This window comes from Kiloniellales bacterium (assembly GCA_030064845.1).
Lineage (GTDB): Bacteria > Pseudomonadota > Alphaproteobacteria > Kiloniellales > JAKSDN01 > JASJEC01.
Genome location: JASJEC010000090.1, coordinates 1 through 24,733, shown reverse-complemented (window position 1 = coordinate 24,733; position 24,733 = coordinate 1). Strand labels below are relative to the sequence as shown.

Genomic DNA, 24,733 nt, shown 5'->3' with positions numbered 1-24,733 from the left:
GGCACGCGACCGGCGGCGAGGGGCGGCAAGGCTAGACCAGGCCGTAACGCAGTGCGATCCAGAGCTTCTCCGCCCGGGATACCTTGACCGGCGTGCGCGGCCGGTCCCAGCCGCGCCGCTCGAGCCGGTCGAGAATGCGTTCGTAGACCTGCATCATCAGGACGCAGGGCTTCAGCGGCCGGCGGTCGCAGCGCGCCATGAGCCGGCGCGTGCGCTCGAAGCGCTCGCGCGCCATGGCGGCCATTTCCACGGAGACCGGCACCAGCCCGGGATGACTCAGCACTGCCGCCGGTTCCAGGCCCTGCGCGCCGGCGGCCTCCAGGCTTTCTTGCGGCAGGTAGAGCCGGCCGCGGTCGGCGTCCTCGGCCAGGTCGCGCAGGATGTTGGTCAGCTGCAGGGCCTCGCCCAGACAGACCGCGAGGTCGCGCGCCTCCGGCTCTTCGGCGCCGAAGGCCCGGATCGACAGCATGCCGACCGCGCCCGCGACCCGGCGGCAATAGAGCATCAGCTCGTCGAGCGGCGGTGCCACCATGAGTTCCCGCGCGTCCATCTCCATGCCGTCGACGATGGCGAGGAACTCCTCTTTGGGCAACGCGAACTCGCGGACCGGGCCGGCCAGGGCCTGGGTCGTCGGCAGGCCGGGCCGGCCGTCGTAGAGGCGGTCGATCTCGCGACGCCACTCGTCCAGAGCCTCGAGCTTGGCCTGCTGCTGGCCCGGTTCGTCCGCCACGTCGTCGACCTCGCGGCAGAAGGCGTAGATCGCGAACATGGCGCGGCGCCGGGGCTCCGGAAGGATCCGCATGCCCCAGAGGAAGGAGGTGCCGGAACTGCGCACCACCGCCTCGGCGTGCTGGTCGGCGGTGACCGGGCTTGCGATCGTGACGCTGGCTTGGCTCAACGGCTTGGTTCCGAGTTGTTCGTGCTTTCGGCGGGACGGCCGCCGCCGAGCGCGCGGCGCCACGAGGTGCCGACGACGCCCTGGATCGCGCAGGCCAGGACCTGGGGCTTCGACAGTTCGACGCGCTCCGCTAGGGGGTCGCGGCGCTTGAGTTCCCGGCTCAGGCGCTCGGCCAGCCTGACGATGACGGCGGACTCTAGCGCCAAGTGCCGTGATCTCAAGCCTTGAGGCAGTTTCCGGGCCACGGTCAGCAGTTCGTCGACGCCGGCGAGACAGCGGTCCATGACCTCGCGCAGACCGGCCGAGGTGGCGGGCGCCTCGAGCGCGCCGACGTTTACCCCGGCGGTGGCCATCCAGTCGCCGGGCAGATAGACGCGGTCCAGGTTGCGGTAGTCGTCGCCGCAGTCCTGCAGGTGGTTGATCACCTGCAGGGCGCTGCACAGGGCGTCGGACGATCGGTAGCCCGCCGGGTCCTCGCCGTGCAGGTCGAGCAGGAAGCGTCCGACCGGATTGGCCGAGCGTTCGCAGTAGCCCAGGAGATCGTCCCAGTCGTCGTACCGCGACTTCACCGCGTCCTGCTTGAAGGCGGCGATGAGGTCGGTGGCGTGGCGCGCCGGGATCTCCTTCTCGCCGAGGGTCCGCCGGAGCCGATGGGCCTTCTCGAGCGCCGCGTCGCCGGTCTCGCGGCCGGTCACCGCGTCCTCGAAACGCTGCAGCCGGTCGATCTTCTCCTCGGGCGCCAGGTCGGGGTTGTCGGCGACGTCATCGATGGCGCGTGCGAAGGCATAGTAGACCGCCACATGCGGCCGCAGCCGGGCGGGCAGCAGCCAGGACCCGACCGGAAAGTTCTCGTCGCCGCTCCCCTTGCCCGAGGGGGTCTCGACCTGGGTCCCGGCGGCGGCCGCTTCCCGGGGATTGCTTTCTAGGGCGGTCATGGCGGCGCTCAGGGGGACTTCTTGGCGGCTTGCACGCGGCCTTTCCAGAGCCCGCCCTGCCCCGCCATGTAGCGGCGCGCCGAGTCGACGGTCATGGCGGTGTAGAGCATGGCTGCCAGAGGCATGAGAAAGCCGACCCAGAGCGGCTGCCGGTAGAGCTGAAGCGTCGGCGCCGCGGCCATCACCATGAGACCCCAGGTCGCGGCGCCGGTCAGCATGATCATGGTCGCCGCGCCTATGTTCTCGACATCGCTGAAGAGCCCACCGAGCGCACCGAACAGCGCTGCGAAGGGCGGGACGAGATAGATCAGGATCATGCCCAGGACCGTGGCGGCCAGGTAGAGCGGCGAGTGGTTCAGCTGGGTGTAGGCGGTGCGCGTCACCATGTGCCAGATCGAATCGAGATCGTCGTAGGGGCGCACGCTGGTGACCTCCTCGCCCAGGCCAAGCCAGATGCCGCGCTGGTGACTCCGCGCGACCTCCTTGATGCGGGCCGCCAGGGCGCAGTCGTCGATGATCTCGCCCTTGATCGCGTCGAAGCCGCCCGCCTCCTCGAGCGCCTTGGCGTTGACCAGGACGCAGCCGCCCGCCGCCGCCGCCGTCGCCTTGTCCGGATTGTTGACCCAGCGGAACGGATAGAGCTTCTGGAAGAAGTAAACGAAGGGCGGGATCAGGACCCGCTCCCAGAAACCGTGGCACGACAAGGTGGCCATCACGGATACCAGGTCGAGATGCTCGCGGTGCGCCTTCGCCACCAGGAGGCGAAGGTTCTGAAGCCAGTGGGCGATGTCGGCATCGCTCAGCCAGAAGTAGCGGGTATCGGGCCAGCGGCGGCGCGCCTCGGTCCAACCCTCGTTGAGCGCCCAGAGCTTGCCCGACCAGCCCTCGGGCAGCTCGCCGGCCTGGATCACGGCTAGCCGCTCCGTCTGCTCGCAACCCTTGGCGATCGCGAGCGCGCGCTCCGCCGTGCCGTCGGTCGAGTGGTCGTCGATCAGAACCACGTGGAATTCGCCCGGATAGTCCTGCATCAAGAGGCTGTCCAGGGTCTGCCCGATGGTATCCGCCTCGTCGCGGGCCGGGACCAGGGCCACCACGCTGGGCCAATGGGCGAGGTCTTCGGTATCCGGGTCGATTTCCTGATCGGCTGTCCAGAAGCGCCCCCGGAGCAGGATCAGGTAAAGCCACGCCAGAAGGGAAAGAGACGCCGCGATGCTGAGAAACGCGAACATGGTCGCCCTACATAGCAAACCCGCGATGGCAGGACCAATGCGAAAGTTCGGCCGCTCCACGGTCCGACGGCGCAGGCCTCCTATAGATCGGTGATCTTTCGGTGGCCGGGCTGGCTCTGGACCCGTTCGATCCAGGCGGAAACCGCCGGATAGGCGGAGAGCGCGAAGCCGCCTTCCTCGGCGACGTGGGTGTAGGCGAAGAGCGCGATGTCGGCGATGGAGTAGCGCCCGCCGACGAAGAAGTCGCGCGACGTCAGGTGGTGCTCCATCACGCCCATTGCCTGATGGCCGCGCCGCTGCTTCTCCGGGATCTGGTCCCGGTAGGTCTCGGCCTGCCCGGAAAAGTGCCAGAACCGCAGCACGGCGATGTAGGGCTCGTGGCTGTACTGCTCAAAGAACATCCACTGCAGTGCTCGCGCCCGGTCCAGGCGGTCGGCAGGCAAGTAGGGGGTGCCTTCGGCCAGGTAGAACAGGATGGCGTTGGATTCGCAGAGCACCTCGCCGCTGTCCAGCTCCAGCGCCGGAATGCGCCCGTTGGGATTCTTGGCCAGGAACTTAGGCGTGCGGGTCTCGCCCTCGAGAATGTCCAGTTCGACCCGTTCGTGGGCCATGGCGAGGTGGCTTAGGAGCAGCCGCACCTTGTAGCCGTTGCCGGACTCGTGGAAATCGTAGAGCTTCAAGCGGGTCGTGCCTCCCTGCGCCAAGCGTTTGAGCTTAGACCCGGGCGCAGCCCTTGACGAACGAGATTATCTTCTCGGGCCCCATTAGTTCTGCTCATGCGGCGGCCGAAAAGAGAAAGAGCGGCACCGCCGGGTGCCGCCCTTAAAATCGCTCTATGACACTGGCTCGGTCAGCAGGCGCCGCGGTCGAGGCCGACGTCGCGGAGGATCTCGCGGTCATAGCGGGCGAAGGCGCGCCGCTGGGCTGAAGACTTGGGCGAGACAGCCGCGATCTGATCACTGGCCCGGCGCACGAGATCCTTGGCAGAGAGCCCTGGAATCGTGGTGTCAGCGACGAAGGCGAAGATGGTCATGGGTTTCCTCCTTCATGCTTAGGCCGGGGCGTTCTGCCAAGCGGCCGGGTTGCGCTCTACGTCATGAGGTGAAATAGGCGCCCGGCGCGCGCCTCGCCAATGCCGGTTTTGCGCGGGCGCCATGCGAAAACTGCATGCCCGCCGATAGCGTTTACTTAAGCGCGTCCTCCAGCCGGTCGAGGCCCTCGGAGAGGCCCTCCAGCGAGCTGGCGAAGCACAGCCTCAGGTGCCCCTCGCCCCCCGCGCCGAAGGCCGATCCAGGCGCCAGGCCGACCGCGGCGCGGTCGACCAGGTCCTTGGCGAAGGCGAGGCTGTCGGTCAGGCCGTCGACCGCGAAGAAGGCGTAGAAGGAGCCCTTGGGCCGGGCGATTCGTACCCGCGGCAACGGCGAGAGCCTCTGATAAACCAGCTCGCCGCCCCGCCGGCACCGCTCGATCATCTCCTGGGCGAAGGGCTCGCCCTGCTCCAGAGCGGCGATGCAGCCGTACTGCAGGAAGTGGGGCGCCCCCGAGGTGCAGAATTCGACCAGGCGGTCGAAGGTCTCGGCCAGTGATGGCGGGTGGATCACCCAACCCATCCGCCATCCGGTCATGGCCCAGGTCTTGGAGAAGGAGTTGACCACGATCACCGGGTCTTCCGGCTCGATCAGGGTGAGGAAGGAGGGCGCGGTCGGCCGCTCGCTGGCCGGCCGGTCGTAGACGAAGCGGCTGTAGACCTCGTCGGAGATGAGCCAGAGGCCGCGCCGGCGACAGAAATCGAGCAGGGCCTGCTGCTCCTCCCGGGGCATGACCCAGCCGCTGGGGTTCCCCGGCGAGTTGACGAAGACCGCCCGGGTAGTGCCGTCGCAGACCGCCATCAGACGGTCCAGGTCGAGCCGAAAGCCGCCTTCCGGAAGGCGGTCCAGCACGATCTCCTCGACCAGCCCGCCGGCCACCTGGACCGCCGAGACGATGTTCGGCCAGACGGGGCTCACGACCACGACCTTGTCGCCGGGCCTCACCATGGTCTGCAGCGTCAGCAGAATCCCGGTCATGCCCGACGAGGTCACCGTGAAGCGTTCCGGGTCGAGCGACACGCCGTAGAGCTCGTTGGAATAGCGCGCCAGGGCCTCGCATAGCTCGGGGATGCCGCGCTTGCGGTTGTAGAAGGTCTTTCCGTCCTTCAGCGCCCGGGTCGCCGCCTCGCCGATGAAGGCGGGGGTCGGCAGGTCGCCCTCGCCGACCCAGAGCCGCACGATGTCGTCGCGCCCCAGCCCCAGCTCGAAGACCTGGGCGATCCCGGAGGTCTCCAGCGCTTCGATCTCGGGTCTGAGCGGCGCCGGGAAGGGCGCGGCCGTGATTAGGTCGTCGGGCATGGGCGGTTAGGTGGCACGTCCGGCGGCACGAGGCAAGGGACGCATGCCACCCCTCGCCGCTTAACTGGGGCCACACTAGCTTCGCTTTAAGCTTCACGATGCTAGGCTGCGAAGACCAGAAGTCGTAAGGGTTTCTTCGCCATGTTCGCCTGGCTCCGTGCCTTCGTCTCCGTGCCGCAGCCGTCCGGGCCGTCCCAGATCCTCAAGGCCTTCACCGCCGCCGATCCGACGATCACCGGTGGACCGCTCGAGGTCGAGGGGCAAGGCTGGTGCGCCGAAGTCTCCGGCGCCCAGAACCTCCGCCTGTTCGAGTTTCAGCCGCCGGTCCTGGAGCGCTGCATGATCACCTATCGGGCGCAGATCAAGACCGAGGACCTGCGGGGAGACGCCTATCTCGAGCTCTGGTGCCGCTTTCCCGGCCGCGGCGAGTTCTTCTCCAAGGGTCTCGATCACGCCGTGACCGGGACCAACGACTGGGCTTCCTACGAGGTGCCCTTCTATCTCAAGAAGGGCCAGAGCCCGGACCTCCTGAAGCTCAACGTCGTCTGCAAGGGTGCCGGGCGCCTCTGGATCAAGGACGTCGAGATTCTCCAGACGCCGCTAGGTTAGGCGGCTCCCCCCGCGCCCGACGCGAACACTCAGCTCCGCAGCTCCGAACGGTCCCGGAACATCTCCAGCGCCTCGGGATTGGCGAGCGCCTCCTTGTTCTTGATCGGCCGGCCGTGGACCACGTCGCGCACCGCCAGCTCGACGATCTTGCCGCTCCTGGTGCGCGGGATGTCGGCGACGGAGACCACCTTGGCGGGCACGTGGCGCGGCGTCGCGCCGGCGCGGATCTCCGCCTTGATGCGGGAGGTCAGGTCCTCGTCCAGGGCGACCCCGGGGCGCAGGCGGACGAAGAGCACGACGCGGACGTCGCCCTCCCAGTCCTGGCCGATCACCAGGGCCTCCTCGATCTCCGCCAGCTTCTCGACCTGACGGTAGATCTCGGCCGTGCCGATCCGGACGCCTCCCGGGTTCAGCGTGGCGTCCGAGCGGCCGAAGATGATGAAGCCGCCGTGCTCGGTCAGCTCGACGTAGTCGCCGTGGCACCAGACGCCGGGAAAGCGCTCGAAGTAGGCCGCCTTGTAGCGCGCGCCGTCCGGGTCGTCCCAGAAGCTGATCGGCATGGAGGGGAAGGGCTGGGTGCAGACCAGCTCGCCCTTCTGGCCGCGCACCGGCTGGCCGTTCTCGTCGAAGACCTCGACCGCCATGGCCAGCACCGGGGCCTGGATCTCGCCGCGCCAGACCGGGCCGTTGGGGTTGCCGCCGACGAAGCAGCCGATGATGTCCGTGCCGCCGGAAATCGAGGCGAGGCAGACGTCCTTCTTGATGTCCTGGTAGACGTAGTCGAAGCTCTCGGCGACCAGCGGCGAGCCGGTCGAGGCGATGGTGCGAAGGCTCTCCAGGTCGTGGTCCCGGGCCGGCGCCACGCCGGCCTTCTTGGCGGCGTCGATGAACTTGGCCGAGGTGCCGAACAGCGTGCCCTTCTCCGCCTGCATGAAGTCGAACAGGATGTTGCCGTCGGGATAGAAGGGCGAGCCGTCGTAGAGCAGGAGCGTGGCCTCGCAGCCCAGGGCGGCGACCAGCCAGTTCCACATCATCCAGCCGCAGGTCGTGAAATAGAAGGCCCGGTCGCCGGCCCGCGTGTCGGTCATCAGGTGGTGCTCGGCGAGCTGCTTCAGGAGCGTGCCGCCGACGCCGTGGACGATGCACTTCGGCTTCCCCGTCGTGCCCGAGGAATACATTATGTAGAGCGGGCTGTTGAAGGGCACCTGGCGGAAGGCGATCGGACCCGCCTGGAAGGGCGCCAGGAAGTCGTCGATCCGCCGCGCGTTCGCCAGGGCGCCGAGGTCGGCGGCGTCGCCGATGTAGGGCACCACGACGATGCGCCGCAGGCTGGGCAGCCGGGCCGAGAACTCGGCGACCCGCTTCAGGGAGTCGTGGGACTTGCCGTTGTAGTGATAGCCGTCGGGGCAGAACAGCACCTTGGGCTCGATCTGGCCGAAGCGGTCGAGCACGCCCTGGGGGCCGAAGTCGGGCGAGCAGGACGACCAGACCGCGCCGAGCGAGGCGGTCGCCAGCATGGCGATCACGGTCTCCGGCATGTTGGGCATGAAGCCGGCCACCCGGTCGCCCTCGCCGACGCCCTCGGCGGCCAGCGCCTGGGCCAGGCGTGAGACGGTCTCGCGCAGCCCGTCGTGGGAGACGCGGTACTTCACCTTGTCCTCGCCCCAGAACACCAGGGCGTCGCCGGAGCCGGTACCGCGCATCAGGTTCTTGGCGAAGTTCAGCCGCGCGTCGGGAAAGAACTTCGCGCCGGGCATCCGGTCGCCGTCGGCCAGCACCGTGTCGCCCCGCGTCTCTGCGATCACCCCGGCGAAGTCCCAGAACGACAGCCAGAACTTCTCCATCTGGGCGCAGGACCAGCGGTGCAGTGTGTCGTGGTCCGGGAAGGTCACGTCCCAGTCTTGTTCCAGCTTCTTGCGGAACGCGGTCAGCCGCGTGCCGGCGATGCGCTCGGCCGAGGGCTGCCACAGCGGTGATGTCATGGCGTTGGGATCCGGTGTCGTGATGGTGTCGTCGGCGTTGCAACCACTATGTGGCCAAGCGCTGGCCGCTTCAACCGCTGCCGGCGCACCCCCGGGTGGCGCCGCTTCGGGCTTGCCCCTAAGATCGGCCATTCATGGCGATTTCCTCCACTCTGCTCGCGCGGGCGCGCAACCTGCCGGCGCCGGTTCAGGGCGCGCTCTACATGACGGCGGCCGCCTTCGCCTTTTCCTGGATGAACATCGCGATCCGCGCGGTCTCGGAAGGCATGGACCCGCTGCAGATTGCCTTCTTCCGCAACCTCTTCGCCCTCATGTTCATGCTGCCCTGGCTGGCCAGCGCCGGACTTGCCGGAATCAAGACCGAGCGCCTGAAGCACCACATGCTGCGCGCGGGCATCGCCATGCTGGCCATGGTCTGCTGGTTCTACTCGGTCGCGCTGCTGCCGTTGGCCGAGGCGGTCGCACTGAACTTCACCGTGCCGCTCTTCGCCACCGCCGGCGCGGCGCTCTTCCTCGGCGAGGTGGTGCGCGCCCGGCGCTGGAGCGCGACCGCGATCGGCTTCCTCGGCGTCCTTATCATCCTGCGCCCCGGCTTCGCCGAGCTCACGCCGGTCACCGCCCTGCCGGTCGCGGCCGCGCTCTTCATGGCCATCTCGGTGTTGGTCGTGAAGTCGCTGTCGCGAAGCGATTCGCCTCAGGTCGTGGTGTTCTACATGAACCTCTTCCTGACGCCGCTGTCGCTGGTGCCGGCGCTCTTCGTCTGGCGCTGGCCCGACGGTGAGGCGCTCCTGCTGCTATTGGCAGTGGGGCTGCTGGCGACCCTGGCGCACCTGGCGCTGACCCGCTCCTACCAGAAGGCTGACGCCTCGGCGGTGGTCCCCTTCGACTACGCGCGCCTGCCCTTCGTCGCGATTTTCGCCTACTTCTTGTTCGGCGAGCAGCCCGACCTCTGGACCTGGGTCGGGGCCGGCGTCATCACGGCCTCGGCGATCTACATCGCCCGCCGCGAGGCGCAGGTCGCGCGCGAGCGGACGGCCAGCAAGGCGGCAAGCCACGCCGCCGAGGGGCGACCTTGAAAGATCGATAAGCTAGAAGGCGAAGCGGAAGCCGAGCTCGATCACGTGGGAAGCGGTCTGGTTGGCGTCGATGCGGCGGCGCGACGAGGCGCCGGTCTCCATGTCTCGGGCCATGAGGTAGCGGTAGCCCAGGGACATCTTCGACTCGGGCATCAAACTAAAGTCCAGGCCGGCGCGCACCTGATAGATCATGGTGCCCTCGTCGCGGCTCGAGAAATCGAGGTTGCGCAGGGTCATGTTGCCGCTGGTCGGCACGCCGTACCCGAGACCGCCGCCGATGAAGGGCGTGATTCCCTCCGTGGCCGGCAGCTCGACCAGGGCGTTGGCCATCCCGGCCAGGGTCGAGACGCTGGAGGCGCCGCCGGCCGGCTCGGTCAGCGAGAGGTTGTCGACCATCGCGCGGTTGTAGAGCAGTTCTCCCTCGAAACGCAGGGGGCCGAGATCGACGCCGGCGGCGCCGCTCAGCAGGTGACCGGGAAAGGTGGCCGCGCCGAGTCCTTCGCCGGACAGCCTCTGCTCATCCTTGATGGTCTTAAGGACCGCTTCGCCCTCGTTGAGTCCGCTGTAGAGTTCCGGCTGCGCGAAGGCGACCGGGGCGGAGCCCAGGGTGAGTGACAGAATGCCCAACGCCAGGAAACCGAGGCGCATCGCTCCTCCGACAAGAAATCCGGCTTTAGTTCGCCGAGTTGGCCGCCAGAATAGGAGGGCGAGAGTTAAGGGCTCTTTAAGTTCTCGGGCCGGGTCTGGGGCAAAGCTGTGTCAAGCGGCACCCAGTCGGCGGTCCAGACCGTCGGGGGGGACTAGGCGGCCGGTGGCCGTTTGAGCGACTCGCGGGCCCTCTCGCGATGCTCGTCGGTGATCGCCGAGGCGACCGTCCGGATGGCGATCGCCATGACGGCCGCGTCGTCGGTAAAGCCCAGTCCCGCCATGAAATCCGGGACCGTGTCCGTCGGCAGGACGAAGTAGGCTAGGGCGCCGAACAGCACCGCCTTGACGTGGAATGGTGTCAGGGGGTCGCGGGCGCAATGGTAGGCAGCCACGGCGTCCTCGACGAAGGGCACCTGGTCGATGACCTGCCTGACCTTGTCCCAGAACCCCTTTTCGACCCGCGCCCGGTCGCGCCGGTAGCGGGCCTGGTCGACGGGAACCAGGTCCTTGCCTGGGGGTGAGCCTGCCATTTCGTAGATATGGGCAGGGCGGCGCGGATCTGCAATCGGACCCCTGGTCCCGCGCACGGCACAGGGCTCTCGCCAGCCCCGGAACCGTCTGCTATAGAGCGCCGGTTTCAGGACGCAGCAGTCGAGGGATGGGGAACATGGATGTCAATGGATTGAGCGCGGTCGTGACCGGGGGCGGCTCCGGGCTCGGGGCGGAAACGGCGCGCCATCTGGCGGCGGCGGGCGCCAAGGTCACGGTGCTGGACCTCTCGGCGGATGCCGCGGCGGCCGTGGGCGCCGAGGTCGACGGGCTCGGCATCGCCTGCGACGTGGCCAGCGCCGAGCAGGCCGAGGCGGCCATGGCCCAGGCCCGCGAGGCCCACGGACCGGCGCGCGTCCTGGTCAACTGCGCCGGCATCGCCCCGGCCAAGCGGATCGTCGGCCGCAACGGGCCGATGCCGCTGGAGGACTTCGAGACCGTGATCAGGGTCAACCTGGTCGGCAGCTTCAATCTCCTGCGGCTCGCGGCGGCCGACATGGTCGGCGCCGAGCCCCTGGCCGAGGGCGAGCGGGGCGTGATCGTATCGACCTCCTCGATCGCGGCGGGCGAGGGCCAGCTCGGCCAGGCCGCCTACGCCGCCTCCAAGGCCGGCATCAACGGCATGATGCTGCCGGCGGCCCGAGAGTTCGCCAAGGTCGGCGTGCGGGTGCTGACCATCGCGCCGGGCCTGATCGCCACGCCCCTGCTGCTCAACATGCCGCAAGAGGTGCAGGACAACTTGGCGTCCCAGGTGCCCTTCCCCCATCGCTTCGGCAAGACCGAGGAATTCGCCGCGCTGGTCATGCACATCGTCGCCAATCCCATGCTGAACGCGGAATGCATCCGCCTCGACGGCGCGATGCGCATGCAGTAGGCGCCCGGCGCTCTCAAGTAGGGAGTCATGGCCCAGAAGCACGACATCGAGCGCTTCCGCACGCCGCCCAGCCTGGCCGACCTCGAGGCGGTGGCGCGCGAGGCCTATGCCCGGATCCCAAGCGAGCTGCGGCGCTTCACCCGGGATATCGTCATCCAGGTCGAGGAGTTTCCCGACGACGAGACCCTGGAGGACCTCGACCTGGAATCGCCCTTCGACCTGCTCGGCCTCTACCGGGGCGTCGATCTCGCCAGCAAGAGCGTGCTCGACGCGCCAAATGCGCCGGACATGATCTTTCTCTACCGGCGTCCCCTGCTCGACTACTGGTGCGCCGAGGGCGAGGACCTGGAGCATCTCGTGCGCCACGTGCTGATCCACGAGATCGGCCACCACTTCGGCCTGTCCGACGACGATATGGAGCGGATCGAGGCCTCGGCGTAAGATCCGTTTCCTTTTCTGTCATGCCCGGGCTTGACCCGGGCATCCAGTATCACCGGAAGGAACGGGCGTTGGCCCCTGGATGGCCGGATCAAGTCCGGCCATGACCCGAAGGAGTTGGGGACCCCCTTTGCCCTACGCTCACCCCTCCGCTGCGACGAAGGAGAGCGCCTGGCGCGCGGTCCTCAGCGTGTGCTTGCGCTTCAGCGGCGAATGGAGGAAGCGGTTGGTCGCCGCCAGGATCGTCGGCGCCCAGGGAGCCTGGGGCGCGGCCGCGACCTCGTCCCGCACCGCCGTGGCAACCTTGATCAGGTGCGAAGAGACGATGTACTCGAACTGGCTGTGGTCGAGCACGGCCTCGAAGGTTTTCCGAAAGAAGCGCTCCGCATCGGGCACCCGCCATTCGCCGACCGGGAGATCCGCGTCGACGTGCCCGGCATTGCGGCCGAGGAAACAGGCCATCTGCAGCAAGGCCTGAGGCCAGAGCTTCGGATGGCGTTGGCACAGGGTCCGCGCCGCGTTGCCGAAGGTCAGCATGTGGGTGAAGTCCAACCAGCCGACGTTCTGCGAGACCGGGATGTCGGTCCGGCCCTGCCGCGGCAGATCGAAATGCAGCATCTGCCAGGCGCTGGCATCGAGCAAGGCGTCGTAGAGGCCGGGAATGTCGCCCGAGGACTCGAGGGTGCGCCGAAGCGCCTGCCGGACGCCGAGCTGGCGGAAGTCCTCTGCTCGCGCCGGCTCGGAACCCTCGCCGTCCCAGGCCTCGACGGCCAGGCGATAGTCGCGGAACTCGGGAATCAGGTCCTCGCGCGAGGCGTAGACCAGCGACCGCACCAGCGCGAGCAGGAGCGGCTCGGCGACCTCGGGACCCAGGTGTTCGATCAGCTGGCCTGTTTTCAGGACGTAGATCGCCGAGTGGCCAAAGTCGGCGTAGTGCGCCAGAGCCGCCTCGGCGAGCGGCGCCTCGAGCTCGGCGAAGCCGAGGCCTTCGGCCAGGGCGCCGCGCACCTGGGCCGCCGCCGCCGGCTCGTCCTCCGCCTCGATCGCGGCCACCAGGCGGACCGGATCGAAGGAGGCCGCGCCCGCCGGGAAGGGGTAGGCCGGCTCGCGCAGGCTGTCCCAGGCGAGGTGGCCGACGATCTCCATCAACGGCACCAAACGCAGCGCCTCGTCGCCGTTGCGGCGCGCGGCGCGCAGGGTCAGCCAGTCGGGCGCGGCGGCGTGGGCATGGGTCATGCCGAACTCCATGCGGTCGTGGGTCCAGACGATCGCCGCGCGCACCGCGTCGAGCGGATCGGCGCCGCTCTTCTGCAGGCGGGAGATCTCCCGGCCCATGCGGTCGTACTCGTGCTGGCGGAAGGAATCGCGCAGGTTCTCCAGCGCCGCCGCCGCCTGCTCGTCGGCCGGCGGGTCGGCCACGTCGAGCCAGACCTCGTCGCCCTCGAGGGCGACGGGATAGCGGCGCAGCTTGTCGCCGCCGACCAGGGTCTCGCCGCTCTCCAGGTCGAACTTCCAATTGTGCCAGTTGCAGGTCAGGACGCAGCCCTCGGCGAGCGAGCCCTCCATCAGTGGGTAGCCCTCGTGGGGACAGCGGTTGTTGCAGGCGTAGAGGCCCTTCTCGCCATGGAACAGGGCGATCTGCTTGGCGCCGAGCTTGATGACCTTGCGTCCCGACCGCCGGACCTCGCCCAGCGACGCGACCTTGACCCAATCGCCCTCGCTCCGCGGTTTCATCGTGCGCCTCCGGTTCCCGGGTTTCGAAACCCTCTTCTTTACAAATCCAAGCCTAGGGCGTGCCGCTTGTGTTTTTCAAGGAAAATCTTTAGAAATCTCCCATGCCCGCAGCGACCGCCGACCCCCGCTCCCCCGCCAAGACGCGCACCCGCGAGGCCGTTCTCGATCTCCTGAAGCGCGGCGGGGCCCAGGACGCGGAACAATTATCGCAGCCGCTCGGCATTTCCGCCATGGCGGTGCGTCAGCACCTCTATGCCATGCAGGCCGAGGGCCTGGTCGGCTACGACGAGGCGCCGCGCCCGCTCGGACGACCGGCCAAGCTGTGGCGCCTGACGCCGGCGGCCGAGCGCTTCTTCCCCGACGGCTATGCCGAGCTCACCCTCGGCCTGGTGGAAGACATGAAGGCGGCCTTCGGCCCGGCGGGCCTGGAGAAGATCCTCGAGCAGCGCAGCCGGACCCAGACCGAGGCCTACCGCGCGCGGATCGGCAAGCAGGCCTCCCTGCCCAAGCGGCTGGCCGCGCTGGCCGAGATCCGCACCGAGGAGGGCTACATGGCCGAGGTCGAGAAGCTCGGCCCGGGCCGCTACCTCCTGGTCGAGAACCACTGCCCGATCTGCCGCGCGGCGGCGGCATGCACGGGACTCTGCGCCGCCGAGATGGCGGTCTTCCGCGCCGTCCTTGGCCCCGACGTCTGTATCGAGCGCACGGACCATATCCTGGCCGGCGCCAGGCGCTGCGCCTACCGGGTCACCCAGACCGGATGAAAGCAATCACCGCCGCGGCTAGCTTCGGCTCTCGTTCCCCCCTGTGTGCCGACGCCGCCATCTGTCGCTCATTGGTCTCAATGCAACAATTTGTTGCAAACTGGCCCCCTTGGCATACTCCGACTCGGCGGCTGTCCGATAGATAAGCGTGGAAAGCCGGACGCTTTTCATAGGGCTACAAGTCGGCGCGGTTCACCTGAGGAGACATGATGTATCAGAACATCTTCATTCTGGCCGCGTTTGTCTTTCTCTACAGCATCGTTGCAGGCCGACTGGAACGCACACCGATCAACGGTGCGTTCGTCTTTGCCGCCTTCGGCCTCGCCTTTGGCCCACTCGGACTCGGATTCCTCAACCTCAGGATCGACGCGGAAGGCATTCGCACCATTGCAGAATTGACCCTGGCTCTCGTGCTCTTCACCGACGCTTCGAACGCCGATCTCGCTGTCCTCAAACGCAGCATTCGCATACCCCAGCGACTCTTGCTCATCGGCCTGCCCTTGACCATTCTGCTTGGCTTCGCGGCTGGTGTTCTGATTTTCGACGACTTGACGCTGCTGGAAGTCGCCGTTCTCGCGACCTTGCTGGCACCAACCGATGCCGCCCTAGGCAAGGCTGTGGTCGCGGACAGGCGGGTGCCCGCCAACATACGCCAGGGGCTCAACGTCGAGAGCGGCCTAAACGACGGCATCTGCGTGCCGGTGCTCTTCGTCTTTCTCGCCCTGGCAGCAAGCACCGGCCACCAAGAAGGCAGCCCGACCATTTTAGCGCTGGAGCTGGTGGCCGAGGAAATCGGCATCGGCGCCCTTGTCGGCATCGGGCTGACCCTATTCGGCAGCTGGCTTTTTCGGATCTGTTCGGCCCAAGGCTGGCTCACCGAGACTTGGCGTCTTATGCTTGTTTTCTCGCTGGCTGTTTCTTGTTTTGCGGCGGCACAGACGTTTGGCGGCAGCGGCTTCATTGCATCCTTCGTTGGTGGCCTGCTGTTCGGCTGGATGACGCGCAAGCACAAACACTCGCTACTGCTCGCTGGCGAAGGACTGGGCGATACTCTGTCATTGCTAACCTGGGTCGCTTTCGGTGCCGCCGTGATTAGCCGCCAAGCGCACACCTTCACCTGGGACACTCTGCTCTATGCGGTCCTCAGCCTCACCGTGATCCGCATGCTGCCAGTGGTTCTTGTTCTTACAGGAACGGGGCTCAAGTCCGGGGAGAAGCTCTTCATCGGCTGGTTTGGCCCGCGCGGCTTGGCGAGTATCGTCTTCGCGGTCATCGTGCTTGGCGAGGATCTGCCCGGCGGCGGTATCATCGCGACGACGGCGACCTTGGCGATCGCCCTCAGTGTCATCGCCCATGGGCTGAGTGCAAACCCGCTCGTCGCCCGGTTGGCGGCACAGGATGCCAATGCGCCCAGCGCCCAACATCCCACTAGCCCTCGCTGAACCGCGACTTCTGGCAAACATCCCCGTTCCGCCGCCCACATGAAACCCCTCTAGGTCATAACCCAGCTTTCTCCGGAGTGGCCCCGATGGATCGCATTTTGTGAGATCGCATTTGTAAGAAGGTCGAACGGTCTTACACTGGCTTGTGAAGAGCGTCTGAATTGCGGTTCGAATCGGGCCCGGTCCCATCCGCCGAGCAGGGACTTTTCCCTTGCCTTCTTGCCCTCTAGCTGGCGGGCTTGACCATCGCCCGCGCCTTCCGCCGCAGGTCCGGCAGCAGGTCAGTCTCGAACCGGGGGTTCTTCTTGAGCCAGGCGGTGTTGCGCCAGCTCGGGTGCGGCAGGGGGAGGAACGCCGGGGCGTAGTCGCGCCAGGCGCGCACCGTCTCGGTCAGCGACCCCTTGCGGCGGTCGCCGAGATAGCGCGCCTGGGCATAGAGCCCGACCAGCAGCGTCAGCCCGAGATTGGGCAGGGCTTCCAGGATCTGGTCGTGCCGCAGCGGCGCGCATTCCGGCCGCGGCGAGTCGATCTGCACGGCGCGGGAGGCCGCGCTCAAACTGCTTCGCGAAACCGGGGAGTGTTGAGAAATGCAGGCCAGCCTCGCGACTGAAAACGTGCTCGTCGCCGGGCGGCGCATCGCCTGGGCCGCCTTCGGTTCCGGAGAGCCCGTGGTGCTGGTTCACGGCACGCCGTCCTCGTCCTACATCTGGCGTAACGTCGTGCCGGGACTGGTGGAGGCGGGCCACAAGGTCCACCTGTTCGACCTCTTGGGGTTTGGCGCTTCGGAACGCCCCTCCGACCGAGCCGTCGACACCTCCGTCTCCGGCCAGGTCCCGATCCTGAAGGACTTGATGACCCACTGGGCGCTGGAGCGCGCTCACATCGTGGCCCATGATATCGGCGGCGCCGTCGCGCAACGCCTTAGCCTCTTTCATCCGAAGCTGGTCAAGAGCCTCACCCTGATCGACACCGTGAGCTTCGACTCCTGGCCGTCGAAGCGAACCAACGAACAGATGAGGGCCGGGCTTGAAGCCCTGATCAAGAAGCCCGATGCCGAGCATCGAGCCCACTTCCGTGCGTGGCTCCTGAGCGCCGTCGAGCAGAAGGAGGCCTTCGAGTCCGGTCCCCTGGAGAGCTATCTCGACCTGATCTCCGGGCCGATCGGTCAGGCCAGCCTGTTTCAGCACCAGGTCGCGCACTACGATCACCGGCACACCTCCGGGATCAGCGGCCGGCTGGCGGAACTGTCGGCCCTGCCGGTGCAGATCCTCTGGGGCGAGAACGACGCCTGGCAGGTCGTCGATTGGGCGCGGCGGCTGCATGCGGCTATCCCGGGCTCCGTGCTTCATGTGCTGCCCCGCTGCGGCCACTTCGCCATGGAAGACCAACCCGAGCGGATCAGCGAACTGCTGGTCTCGTTCATGGCCAACCACAGGGGGTGACCCGGGTCGTCCGCGTCAGTGGGCGGGCGTGACCATCGCCCGCACCCTCTGCCGCAGATCCGGCAGCAGGTCCTTCTTGAACCAGGGATTCTTCTTGAGCCAGGCGGTGTTGCGCCAGCTCGGGTGCGGCAGGGGGAGGAACGCCGGGGCGTAGTCGCGCCAGGCCCGCACCGTCTCGGTCAGCGACCCCTTGCGGCGGTCGCCGAGATAGCGCGCCTGGGCGTAGAGCCCGACCAACAGCGTCAGCCCGAGATCGGGCAGGGCCTCCAAGATCGGGTCGTGCCAAAGCGGCGCGCATTCCGGCCGCGGCGGGTTGTCGCCGCCGCGCGGATCGCGCCCCGGATAGCAGAAGCCCATGGGCACGATCGCGACGCGGGTCTGGTCGTAAAAGAGGTCGCGCTCGAGCCCCAGCCAGTCCCGCAGACGCTCGCCGCTGCGGTCGTTCCACGGGATGCCCGTCTCGTGCACCCGCGTGCCCGGCGCCTGGCCGACGATCAGCAGGCGCGCGCTCGGCGCGGCGCGGACAACGGGGCGCGGCCCGAGCGGCAGGTGGGCCTCGCAGGTCCGGCACTCCCGTACCCGGGTCAGCAGCGCGTCCAGGTCGTCCGCCGCTACCATCCCTCGTTCAGGATACGCTCGACGAAGCCCGGGACCACCTCGGTGGCGGGCCCATAGAGCCGCTCGGCGAAGAGGCTGTGGCCCTCCGAGGGCTCGAGGTTGAGCTCGACGGTGTGGGCCCGGCCGAGCAGGCGCGCCTGCTCGACGAAACCCGCGGCCGGATAGACGTTGCCCGAAGTGCCGACCGAGACGAAGAGCCCGCATCGCAGCAGCGCCTCCTCGATCCGGTCCATCTCGAAGGGGATCTCGCCGAACCAGACGACGTGGACGCGCAGCCGGCCGATCTCGCCGCAGGCGAGGCACACGCTGGACAGGCTCATGTCCTCGTCCCAATGGCAGACGTTGCCGCAGGCCATGCAGCGGGCTTTCAGGATCTCGCCGTGCATGTGCAGGAGGCGGCGCGAGCCGGCCCGCTCGTGCAGGTCGTCGATGTTCTGGGTCACCAGCAGGACATCGCCCGGCCAGGCTTCCTCGAGCCGGGCCAGAGCCCGGTGAGCGGCATTGGGCGCCACTGTCCGGTCCAGCAGGCCGGCGCGCCGTGCGTTGTAGAAGTCGTGCACCAGGCCGGGGTTGCGCGCAAAGCCCTGGGGTGTCGCGACGTCCTCCAGGTCGACCTGGGCCCAGATGCCGTCGGCGTCGCGGAAGGTGTCGAGGCCGGACTCCTTGGAGATTCCGGCGCCGGTCAGGATGACGATGCTCGGATGATCCGAGCGGTGCGGTTGAGACATGACCGTTCGATGATAGGACCTGCGCCCGGACGAGCAAAGCCCGCGCAGGGCGCTCCGGCCAGATAGTGGGCCAGCAACGCCTCGTCGGGGGTCAACTTGCGCGCATCGTGTTCCATGGCCCACCCTGCGCCGCCACGGCCCGGTCAGGAGAGACCCGGCCCGCCTTCCAGGGGATACTCGGCCTCGATCTGGTAGATCGCGCCCTCGCCGGAAAGAAAGCTGGAGAATAGGCAGAACTTCTCGACGCAGAAGCTCGGCGCCTTGAACAGGGCGTGGTGCGCCAGGTAGTCGTGCAGCTTGGTGCCGGGGTCGGACTTGAAGCGCGCCAGGGTCACGTGGGGCCGGAACTTGCGCTTGTCCGGCGGCAGGCCGGTCCGGATCACCGCCTGCTCGACCTTGTCGTGCAGCCGGACCAGCGCGGGATTGCTGCGCACCCCGGCCCAGAGGCTGCGCACCTTGCGGCCCTCCGAAAACTGGTCGACGCCGGCCAGCTCGAGATCGAAGGCCGGCATGCGCAGGCCGGCCAGCGCCTCGTCTACGTCGGCCGCCTGGGCGCCATCGAGCTCGCCGAGGAACCGCAGGGTCAGATGAAAGTTGTCCTCGCTGACCCAGCGCGCGCCGGGGAGGCCGTTCGCCAGCATCGCCAGGTCGGCGCGGAGCGGCTCGGGAAGCGCGATGGCGACGAAGAGGCGCATGATCAGACCCGCCTTGTTCTTCTCGGCTGCGGGACGCCGCTCAGGGACAGGGGTAGGTGTAGCTTTTGTGGATTTGCTCCAGTTCGTCAAGGACGCTCTCCGTCAGGCGGAGGTCCTTCGACGGCAGATTGTTGCGCAGCTGCTCGAGACTGGTTGCGCCGATGATCGCCGAGGTCAGGAAGGGCCGCGACAGCACATAGGCGAGGGCCATCTGCGCGGGGTCGAGGCCGTGATCGCGGGCCAGCGCCACGTAGGCGGCGATCGCCGCGTCGGCCCGCGGGCCGCTGTAGCGGGTGTTCTGCGGAAACAGGGTCAGGCGCGCCCCGGCCGGCTTCCGGCCGTCCAGGTACTTCCCGGTCAGCGTGCCGGCGGCGAGGGGCGCGTAGGCCAGAAGCCCGCAGTCCTCGCGCAGCGAGACCTCGGCGAGGCGCGCCTCGTAGGAGCGGTTGAGCAGACTGTAGGGATTCTGGATCGAGGCGACCCGCGGGCCCTGTCCGGCCTCGGCCAGCTGGAGGAACTTCATGGCGCCCCAGGGCGTCTCGTTGGACAGGCCGATCGCCCGCACCTTACCGGCCGCCACCAGGTCCTCCAGCGCGGCCAGGGTCTCTTCGATCGGCGTGGCCCCCGGCGCCTCGGGCTGATGGCTGTAGCTCAGCTCGCCGAAGACGTTCATCGGCCGTTCCGGCCAGTGCAGCTGGTAGAGGTCGACGTAGTCGGTCTTGAGCCGCTTGAGCGAGGCTTCGAGGGCGGCCGTGATGTTGGCCCTGTCGAGCCTGGCCTCGCCGTCCCTGATGTAGGCGAAGCGCGCGCTCGGGCCGACCACCTTGGTGGCGATCACCAGCTTGTCGCGGCCGCCGCGGGCCGCCAGCCAGTCGCCGATGATCTCCTCGCTGCGGCCGTAGGTCTCGGCCCGCGGCGGCACCGCGTACATCTCCGCCGTGTCGATGAAGTTGACGCCCTGGTCGAGCGCGTAGTCCATCTGGGCGAAGCCCTCCTCCGGCGTGTTCTGCTCGCCCCAGGTCATGCTGCCCAGGCAAATGGTGCTGACCGTCATGTCGGTGCGGCCGAGCCTGCGGAATTCCATTGGTCCCCCTCGAGGAATTTTCGAGAGCCGTCCCGGAGCGGACGGCTCATAAAGATCAGAGAAACAGCGCCAGGACGCCGGTATAGCCGTAGAGCCGGTTGTTCGAGATCTCGCCGTTGGCGTAGAAGCCGGCCAGGGGAAGGTCGCCCAGTTCCTCGCGGATGATCTTGAGCTCCTCGGAATCAGAGCCGAAGAGATTCGGGCCGCGGGCGATGCAGGAATAGTAGACCGCCGCCTTGGGATGCTCGCCGCCGCGCCGCTTGAGATCGTTCAGCATACGCCGCAGGTCCTGGGTCGCCGCCTCGTGGTCGCGCCGGCAGAACATCAGGGTCCGGCCGGCTTCGACCATCTCGCCCACCGCGATCCAGCCGCGCTCCGGGTCGATCCCGGTCAGGTTGCGCACCAGGTAGTCGCCCGTGTCCGTGCCGGCGATGGGGAAGGCGACGTAGATGTAGCCGCCGATCCGGCGCAGGTCGCGGGCCAGGAGCTCGCCGATGTCCTCCTTAAAGACCTCGAGCGCCGGGCGCCCGTCGATCTGCTTGATGACGTTGCCTTCCGCCTCGGTGATCTCGCGCACCGCGCCGATCGGCGTGCAGCCCTGGGACAGGCCGACCGCGACCGGCAGCGCGCCCTGGAACAGGACGCCCGACAGGCCGCCTTCGGTGACGGCGCCCGCGATCTGCGGGAAGCTGCCTTCGGCGGCAGAGAGGCCGCCGACCAGGAAGGCCGAGGCCTCGGCGGCGACACCTTCCAGGATCTCGACCAGGTGCGGATTGCGCGGGTCGCCGTGCACCACGCCGAACAGGGGCGCCTCCCGCTCGACCCAGGCTTTATGGTCGCGCCGGAACTCCTCCAGGCTGTCATGGACCGGCGCGAAGACGCGGAAGCTCTCGTCGGGAAAACGGCCGACCAGGACCGAGAGCGCCGGTTCGTGATGATGCTCGACCCCGTTGGCCGCCACGCCAGCGCCGACCGTACCGACCCAGTTTGCGATCCCACTGCGCTCGCGCAGGAATGCAACGAGCTCGCCGAGGTCGTCGGCCAATTCGCTGGTCGCGTAGAGGAAGCCCAGGTTCGCGCCCGGTGGCGCGGGCAAGAGCCGCTCGATGCAACGCTGCGCGGCGCCGGTCCAATCCGCGCCGGTCGCGCAGGCCGCCTTGAAGGTCTCCTGGTCCGCCGTCATGGCGCCGTCAGCCGTTGCGGGCCGCCAACAGCGGTCGGATCAGGGTTTCGACGGCCGGCAGGATGCGTTCGACGATGACCGCGACACCGGCCGCGTTGGGATGCAGGCCGTCGGGCAGGTTGAGGTCCCGCTCCAGGGCGACCCCATCGAGAAAGAAGGGGTAGAACGCCACGCCGTACTTCTCGGCGAGGTCCGGGAAGATGCTGTCGAAGGCCTCGATATAGGCCGGACCCATGTTGGTCGGCGCGCGCATGCCGGCGAAGAGCACGGGCAGCCCCTCGGCCTTCAGGCGGCCCAGGATATGATCGAGGTTGCGCCGCGTCTCGACCGGGTCGATCCCGCGCAGCATGTCGTTGCCGCCCAGTTCGACCAGGACGACGTCCGGACGATCCGCCAGAGCCCAGTCGAGCCGCGCCCGGCCCGCCGCCGTGGTGTCGCCGGAGTTGCCGCCGTTGATGACCTCGACCGCGTGGCCGCGCGCGCGAAGCGCCGCCTCGAGTTGCTCGGGGAAGGTGTCGCCCTGATGCAGGCCGTAGCCGTGGATCAGGCTGTCGCCGAAGGCCAGCAGCCTCACCGGCTGCTCCGCCGCCGCGGGCGGGGCGAGAACCACGAGGCTCACCAGGGTGAGAAGAAGGGCGGGAGCGAAACGGCGGAACATGAACGGCAAGCGGGTCTCTGTTGGCGTTGGCGAGTCTACGCTCACGGGATCTTCCTAGATTGCGATCCGGCCCGCCAGGGTCAAGGCGGAGCCGAGGTGTCGTCGAATTCCTGCACCACCCCTTCGGTGAGCCGCCAGAAGCTCGAGTGATCGTCAGCCAGGTCGATCGTCTCCTCGGGCGGCAGGCCGGCGTAGCGGCCCCGCAGCACGCGGCTCGTGCCGCCGTGGCAGACCGCGATGACCCGGCTCTGGGGCTTCAGCTCGGCCAGCCAGGCGCCCGACCGCGCGGCCAGCCGGGCGAAGCTCTCGCCGCCCGGCGGCACGTGGTTCCACCGGTCTCGGCGCCGCCGCGCCCATTCGCCGCCGTGGCGCGTCTCGATCTCGGCCACGGTGAGCCCCTCCCAGGCGCCGAAGCCGATCTCCTTGAGGCGCGGTTCCCGGCGGATCGCCCCGTCCGCCAGGCCGAGCACCTCGGCGATGATGGCGGCGCTCTGCCAGGCGCGGCCCAGGGGGCTGGCGACCATCTCGTAGCCCTCCGGATCGCCGAGCAGGGCGCGAAGCCGCTCGCCGTTGGCCCGCGCCTGCTCGATGCCTCTCAGGGTGAGCGGCGAATCCTGCTGGCCCTGAAGGCGGCCGGCGCGGTTCCAATGGGTCTCGCCGTGGCGCAGCAGGTAGATCATGGGGCGGCGGCTTTCAGGTGTCCCGGTCGAAGGGAGCGCGAGCATAGGTCCGCCACGGGACACTGTCACGCCGCTTGCTACCACAAGCTTGCCTCTGTTTCGGGTTGCGGGTTTTCGCTACGTTAAGTTTCGGGCAACCGCGGATCCCCGATAACACCCCCGCCATGACTCGCTTGCACGTCAGCCACGTCACGACCTACCGCTATCGCCAGCCGGTCGGGTTCGGCGAGCATCGTCTGATGTTCCGGCCGCGGGATTCCCACGACCTGCGGCTCCTCAGCGCCACGCTGGTGATCGAGCCCTCGGCCCAGGTCCGCTGGATGCACGACGTCTTCTCCAACTCCATCGCGATCGCCAGCTTCGAAGACAAGGCCGAGACTTTGCGTTTCCAGAGCGAGATCGAGATCGAGCACTACGGGCTTTCCGATCCGGACTTTCCGGTCGAAGCCTCGGCGCGGCGCTATCCCTTCAGCTACTCGAGCGACGAGGTGCCGGACCTCGGCCGGACGATCGAACGCCACTATCCGGACCCCGAAGGCAAGGTCGACGCCTGGGCCAGGCGCTTCGTGAACGGCGGCGCGGGCGAGGTGGAGAGCGCCGCCCTGCTGGCCTGCATGACCCGGGCGATCAACGAGGACTTCGCCTACAACCGGCGCTACGCCGTCGGCGTGCAGACTCCGGTCGAGACCCTCGATCTCGGTGCGGGCACCTGCCGCGACCTGACGCTGCTGATGATGGAGGCGGTGCGTTCGCTCGGCCTCGCGGCGCGTTTCGTCTCGGGCTACCTCTACGACCCCACGCTGGACAGCGCGCCGGAGGACCGCGCCCTGAAGGGCGCCGGCGAGACCCACGCCTGGGTTCAGGTCTATCTGCCGGGCGCCGGCTGGGTCGAGTTCGACCCGACCAACGGCCTGGTCGGCGGCGCCAACCTGATCCGCGTCGCCGTGGCGCGCGATCCGGCCCAGGCGCTGCCGCTTCAGGGGAGCTATTTCGGCGCCGCCGACGACTTCGTCGAGATGGCGGTCCAGGTTAAGGTTACCGCCGGCTCCTGATTCCTCTCTCACCCGAAAGTGATTCGCTATTGATCGGTCGCATGGGCAGCTTCCTCACCATGAATAGATTGAAGCACTGGTGCCTGGCGGCGCTTATCGGCGTGGCGATCGCCCTTCTGGTCGCCCCCGACGCGATCCTGCCCGGCCGCGCCGTCGCCGAGGTGGACCTGCCGCTCGAGTCGCCGGGCGCGCCGATCGTCGTCGAGCTTTTCACCTCCCAGGGCTGCAGCTCCTGCCCGCCGGCCGACGCGCTGCTGGGCGAGCTCGCCCAGCATCCCGGTGTGCTCGCGCTCTCCATGCACGTCGACTACTGGGACTACATCGGCTGGAAAGATCCCTACGCCGACCCCGATCTGACGCGCCGGCAGCGCGACTACGCGAAACGTCTCGGACTGCGCTACGTCTACACGCCCCAGATGGTGGTCGACGGCCGCTACGACGTCGTCGGTCTCAGGCGCAGCGCCGTGCTCGACACGATCGAAAGGTCGGCGCGGCAGCGCAAGGGCGTCGAGGTTCGTTTCGACCGGGAGCGCGGCAGCGTGGTGATCCCCGCGGGGCAGGCGCCGGCCGACGGTGCCACGGTGTGGCTCGCCGCCTTCGACAGCGCGCACGAAACCTCGATCCCGCGCGGCGAGAACGCCGGCCGCACCCTCAAGTACCACAATGTGGTGCGGAGCATGACCCGCATCGGCGCGTGGAACGGCGAGGCGATGGAAATCCCGCTCGATATGGCGGCATCCGCCGCCGAGGGCCGTGATGGCTGCGCCGTCATCGTCCAGCAAGGCGTCCAGGGACGGGTTCTGGGCGCCGCCATGCTCGGCCTGAACTAGCCCGGACTTGTTCCGGAGCGGCGAATCCGTTCTAGGGCCTGTTGACATTCACGGCGCGCTCCTGGCGGGAGCGGATTTGCGCCGGGGCTAGGAGCGGGAGGCGCCGTGGGGTGGGGCCCCACAAGGCCTTCCGCGACGCCGCCCCGGCGCAAATGCGCCCCGTCCCGAAGGGATCCGGCGAAATCGGCCCGCTGCCGC

27 protein-coding genes are annotated in these 24,733 nt (G+C 68.2%); 9 read left to right on the top strand and 18 right to left on the bottom strand.

The annotated features are described in order from the left end of the window. Window positions 1–31 precede the first annotated feature (31 nt). From hpnD to QNJ67_21835, 6 genes are all read right to left on the bottom strand, one after another. Window positions 32–898: a presqualene diphosphate synthase HpnD gene (hpnD, locus tag QNJ67_21860; protein MDJ0611635.1), complete on the bottom strand. Its 867-nt coding sequence runs from the start codon at window positions 896–898 to the stop codon at window positions 32–34. Continuing rightward, window positions 895–1,833: a squalene synthase HpnC gene (gene hpnC, locus QNJ67_21855; protein MDJ0611634.1), complete on the bottom strand. Its 939-nt coding sequence runs from the start codon at window positions 1,831–1,833 to the stop codon at window positions 895–897. The genes hpnD and hpnC overlap by 4 nt, the downstream gene beginning before the upstream one ends. An 8-nt stretch (window positions 1,834–1,841) precedes the next feature. After that, window positions 1,842–3,062: a glycosyltransferase gene (locus QNJ67_21850; protein MDJ0611633.1), complete on the bottom strand. Its 1,221-nt coding sequence runs from the start codon at window positions 3,060–3,062 to the stop codon at window positions 1,842–1,844. An 80-nt stretch (window positions 3,063–3,142) separates the two neighbouring features. Further along, window positions 3,143–3,742 (bottom strand): glutathione S-transferase family protein, encoded by a 600-nt coding sequence (locus tag QNJ67_21845; GenBank protein ID MDJ0611632.1) that lies wholly within the window; start codon window positions 3,740–3,742, stop codon window positions 3,143–3,145. 170 nt (window positions 3,743–3,912) lie between these two features. Beyond that, complete coding sequence (locus tag QNJ67_21840) at window positions 3,913–4,095, bottom strand: hypothetical protein (protein ID MDJ0611631.1); 183 nt, start codon at window positions 4,093–4,095, stop codon at window positions 3,913–3,915. Between the two features lie 151 nt (window positions 4,096–4,246). Next, window positions 4,247–5,449 (bottom strand): pyridoxal phosphate-dependent aminotransferase, encoded by a 1,203-nt coding sequence (locus tag QNJ67_21835; protein ID MDJ0611630.1) that lies wholly within the window; start codon window positions 5,447–5,449, stop codon window positions 4,247–4,249. Window positions 5,450–5,590: 141 nt separating this feature from the next. On the opposite strand from QNJ67_21835, the gene QNJ67_21830 reads away from it, so the two are divergent. After that, a complete protein-coding gene (locus QNJ67_21830) occupies window positions 5,591–6,058 on the top strand; it encodes a hypothetical protein (GenBank protein MDJ0611629.1) in 468 nt (155 codons plus the stop codon). A 29-nt stretch (window positions 6,059–6,087) separates the two neighbouring features. Here the strand turns inward: QNJ67_21830 and QNJ67_21825 are convergent, their stop codons facing one another. Continuing rightward, complete coding sequence (locus QNJ67_21825; protein MDJ0611628.1) at window positions 6,088–8,040, bottom strand: acetoacetate--CoA ligase; 1,953 nt, start codon at window positions 8,038–8,040, stop codon at window positions 6,088–6,090. 134 nt (window positions 8,041–8,174) lie between these two features. Between QNJ67_21825 and QNJ67_21820 the strand changes: the two genes are divergently transcribed. Continuing rightward, window positions 8,175–9,116 carry a DMT family transporter gene (locus QNJ67_21820; GenBank protein MDJ0611627.1) on the top strand — a complete coding sequence of 314 codons (942 nt, stop codon included), beginning with the start codon at window positions 8,175–8,177 and terminating at the stop codon, window positions 9,114–9,116. Window positions 9,117–9,128: 12 nt separating this feature from the next. Here QNJ67_21820 and QNJ67_21815 read toward each other — a convergent pair whose 3' ends face one another. Together QNJ67_21815 and QNJ67_21810 are read right to left on the bottom strand one after the other, a co-directional pair. Further along, the gene (locus tag QNJ67_21815) at window positions 9,129–9,764 is read right to left on the bottom strand and encodes a hypothetical protein (protein MDJ0611626.1); all 636 of its coding nucleotides are present in this window, start codon (window positions 9,762–9,764) and stop codon (window positions 9,129–9,131) included. A gap of 152 nt (window positions 9,765–9,916) precedes the next feature. Then, window positions 9,917–10,294 carry a YkvA family protein gene (locus tag QNJ67_21810; protein ID MDJ0611625.1) on the bottom strand — a complete coding sequence of 126 codons (378 nt, stop codon included), beginning with the start codon at window positions 10,292–10,294 and terminating at the stop codon, window positions 9,917–9,919. 137 nt (window positions 10,295–10,431) lie between these two features. On the opposite strand from QNJ67_21810, the gene QNJ67_21805 reads away from it, so the two are divergent. Then, a complete protein-coding gene (locus tag QNJ67_21805; GenBank protein MDJ0611624.1) occupies window positions 10,432–11,187 on the top strand; it encodes an SDR family NAD(P)-dependent oxidoreductase in 756 nt (251 codons plus the stop codon). 27 nt (window positions 11,188–11,214) lie between these two features. Beyond that, on the top strand, window positions 11,215–11,628 hold the full coding sequence (locus tag QNJ67_21800; protein MDJ0611623.1) for a metallopeptidase family protein: 414 nt from the start codon (window positions 11,215–11,217) through the stop codon (window positions 11,626–11,628). A gap of 138 nt (window positions 11,629–11,766) precedes the next feature. Here QNJ67_21800 and QNJ67_21795 read toward each other — a convergent pair whose 3' ends face one another. Next, entirely contained in the window at window positions 11,767–13,359 is a 1,593-nt protein-coding gene (locus QNJ67_21795; GenBank protein ID MDJ0611622.1) for a Rieske 2Fe-2S domain-containing protein, read from the bottom strand. A gap of 101 nt (window positions 13,360–13,460) precedes the next feature. Here QNJ67_21795 and QNJ67_21790 point away from each other — a divergent pair, with 101 nt between their 5' ends. Further along, entirely contained in the window at window positions 13,461–14,123 is a 663-nt protein-coding gene (locus QNJ67_21790) for a transcriptional regulator (GenBank protein MDJ0611621.1), read from the top strand. Window positions 14,124–14,332: 209 nt separating this feature from the next. Further along, window positions 14,333–15,565 (top strand): cation:proton antiporter, encoded by a 1,233-nt coding sequence (locus QNJ67_21785; GenBank protein MDJ0611620.1) that lies wholly within the window; start codon window positions 14,333–14,335, stop codon window positions 15,563–15,565. A gap of 226 nt (window positions 15,566–15,791) precedes the next feature. On the opposite strand, the gene QNJ67_21780 is transcribed toward QNJ67_21785, so the two are convergent. Then, window positions 15,792–16,121 (bottom strand): uracil-DNA glycosylase family protein, encoded by a 330-nt coding sequence (locus QNJ67_21780; protein ID MDJ0611619.1) that lies wholly within the window; start codon window positions 16,119–16,121, stop codon window positions 15,792–15,794. 31 nt (window positions 16,122–16,152) lie between these two features. Between QNJ67_21780 and QNJ67_21775 the strand changes: the two genes are divergently transcribed. After that, window positions 16,153–17,007: an alpha/beta hydrolase gene (locus QNJ67_21775; GenBank protein MDJ0611618.1), complete on the top strand. Its 855-nt coding sequence runs from the start codon at window positions 16,153–16,155 to the stop codon at window positions 17,005–17,007. 15 nt (window positions 17,008–17,022) lie between these two features. Here the strand turns inward: QNJ67_21775 and QNJ67_21770 are convergent, their stop codons facing one another. The 7 genes from QNJ67_21770 to QNJ67_21740 are packed head-to-tail and all read right to left on the bottom strand — an operon-like array spanning window position 17,023 to window position 22,653. Next, window positions 17,023–17,625 (bottom strand): uracil-DNA glycosylase family protein, encoded by a 603-nt coding sequence (locus QNJ67_21770; protein MDJ0611617.1) that lies wholly within the window; start codon window positions 17,623–17,625, stop codon window positions 17,023–17,025. Then, on the bottom strand, window positions 17,619–18,476 hold the full coding sequence (cobB, locus tag QNJ67_21765; protein ID MDJ0611616.1) for an NAD-dependent protein deacylase: 858 nt from the start codon (window positions 18,474–18,476) through the stop codon (window positions 17,619–17,621). Before cobB ends, QNJ67_21770 begins: the two co-directional genes overlap by 7 nt. A gap of 20 nt (window positions 18,477–18,496) precedes the next feature. After that, entirely contained in the window at window positions 18,497–19,048 is a 552-nt protein-coding gene (gene thpR / locus QNJ67_21760; protein MDJ0611615.1) for an RNA 2',3'-cyclic phosphodiesterase, read from the bottom strand. 40 nt (window positions 19,049–19,088) lie between these two features. Next, entirely contained in the window at window positions 19,089–20,132 is a 1,044-nt protein-coding gene (locus QNJ67_21755) for an NADP(H)-dependent aldo-keto reductase (GenBank protein MDJ0611614.1), read from the bottom strand. Between the two features lie 55 nt (window positions 20,133–20,187). Further along, the gene (locus tag QNJ67_21750) at window positions 20,188–21,315 is read right to left on the bottom strand and encodes an FIST C-terminal domain-containing protein (GenBank protein ID MDJ0611613.1); all 1,128 of its coding nucleotides are present in this window, start codon (window positions 21,313–21,315) and stop codon (window positions 20,188–20,190) included. Between the two features lie 7 nt (window positions 21,316–21,322). Then, window positions 21,323–22,018: an arylesterase gene (locus QNJ67_21745; GenBank protein MDJ0611612.1), complete on the bottom strand. Its 696-nt coding sequence runs from the start codon at window positions 22,016–22,018 to the stop codon at window positions 21,323–21,325. A gap of 35 nt (window positions 22,019–22,053) precedes the next feature. Next, window positions 22,054–22,653 carry a histidine phosphatase family protein gene (locus tag QNJ67_21740; GenBank protein MDJ0611611.1) on the bottom strand — a complete coding sequence of 200 codons (600 nt, stop codon included), beginning with the start codon at window positions 22,651–22,653 and terminating at the stop codon, window positions 22,054–22,056. Window positions 22,654–22,817: 164 nt separating this feature from the next. Here QNJ67_21740 and QNJ67_21735 point away from each other — a divergent pair, with 164 nt between their 5' ends. Then, window positions 22,818–23,705 (top strand): transglutaminase family protein, encoded by an 888-nt coding sequence (locus QNJ67_21735; protein ID MDJ0611610.1) that lies wholly within the window; start codon window positions 22,818–22,820, stop codon window positions 23,703–23,705. A gap of 59 nt (window positions 23,706–23,764) precedes the next feature. After that, a complete protein-coding gene (locus QNJ67_21730; protein ID MDJ0611609.1) occupies window positions 23,765–24,535 on the top strand; it encodes a DUF1223 domain-containing protein in 771 nt (256 codons plus the stop codon). The last annotated feature ends 198 nt before the right edge of the window (window positions 24,536–24,733 follow it).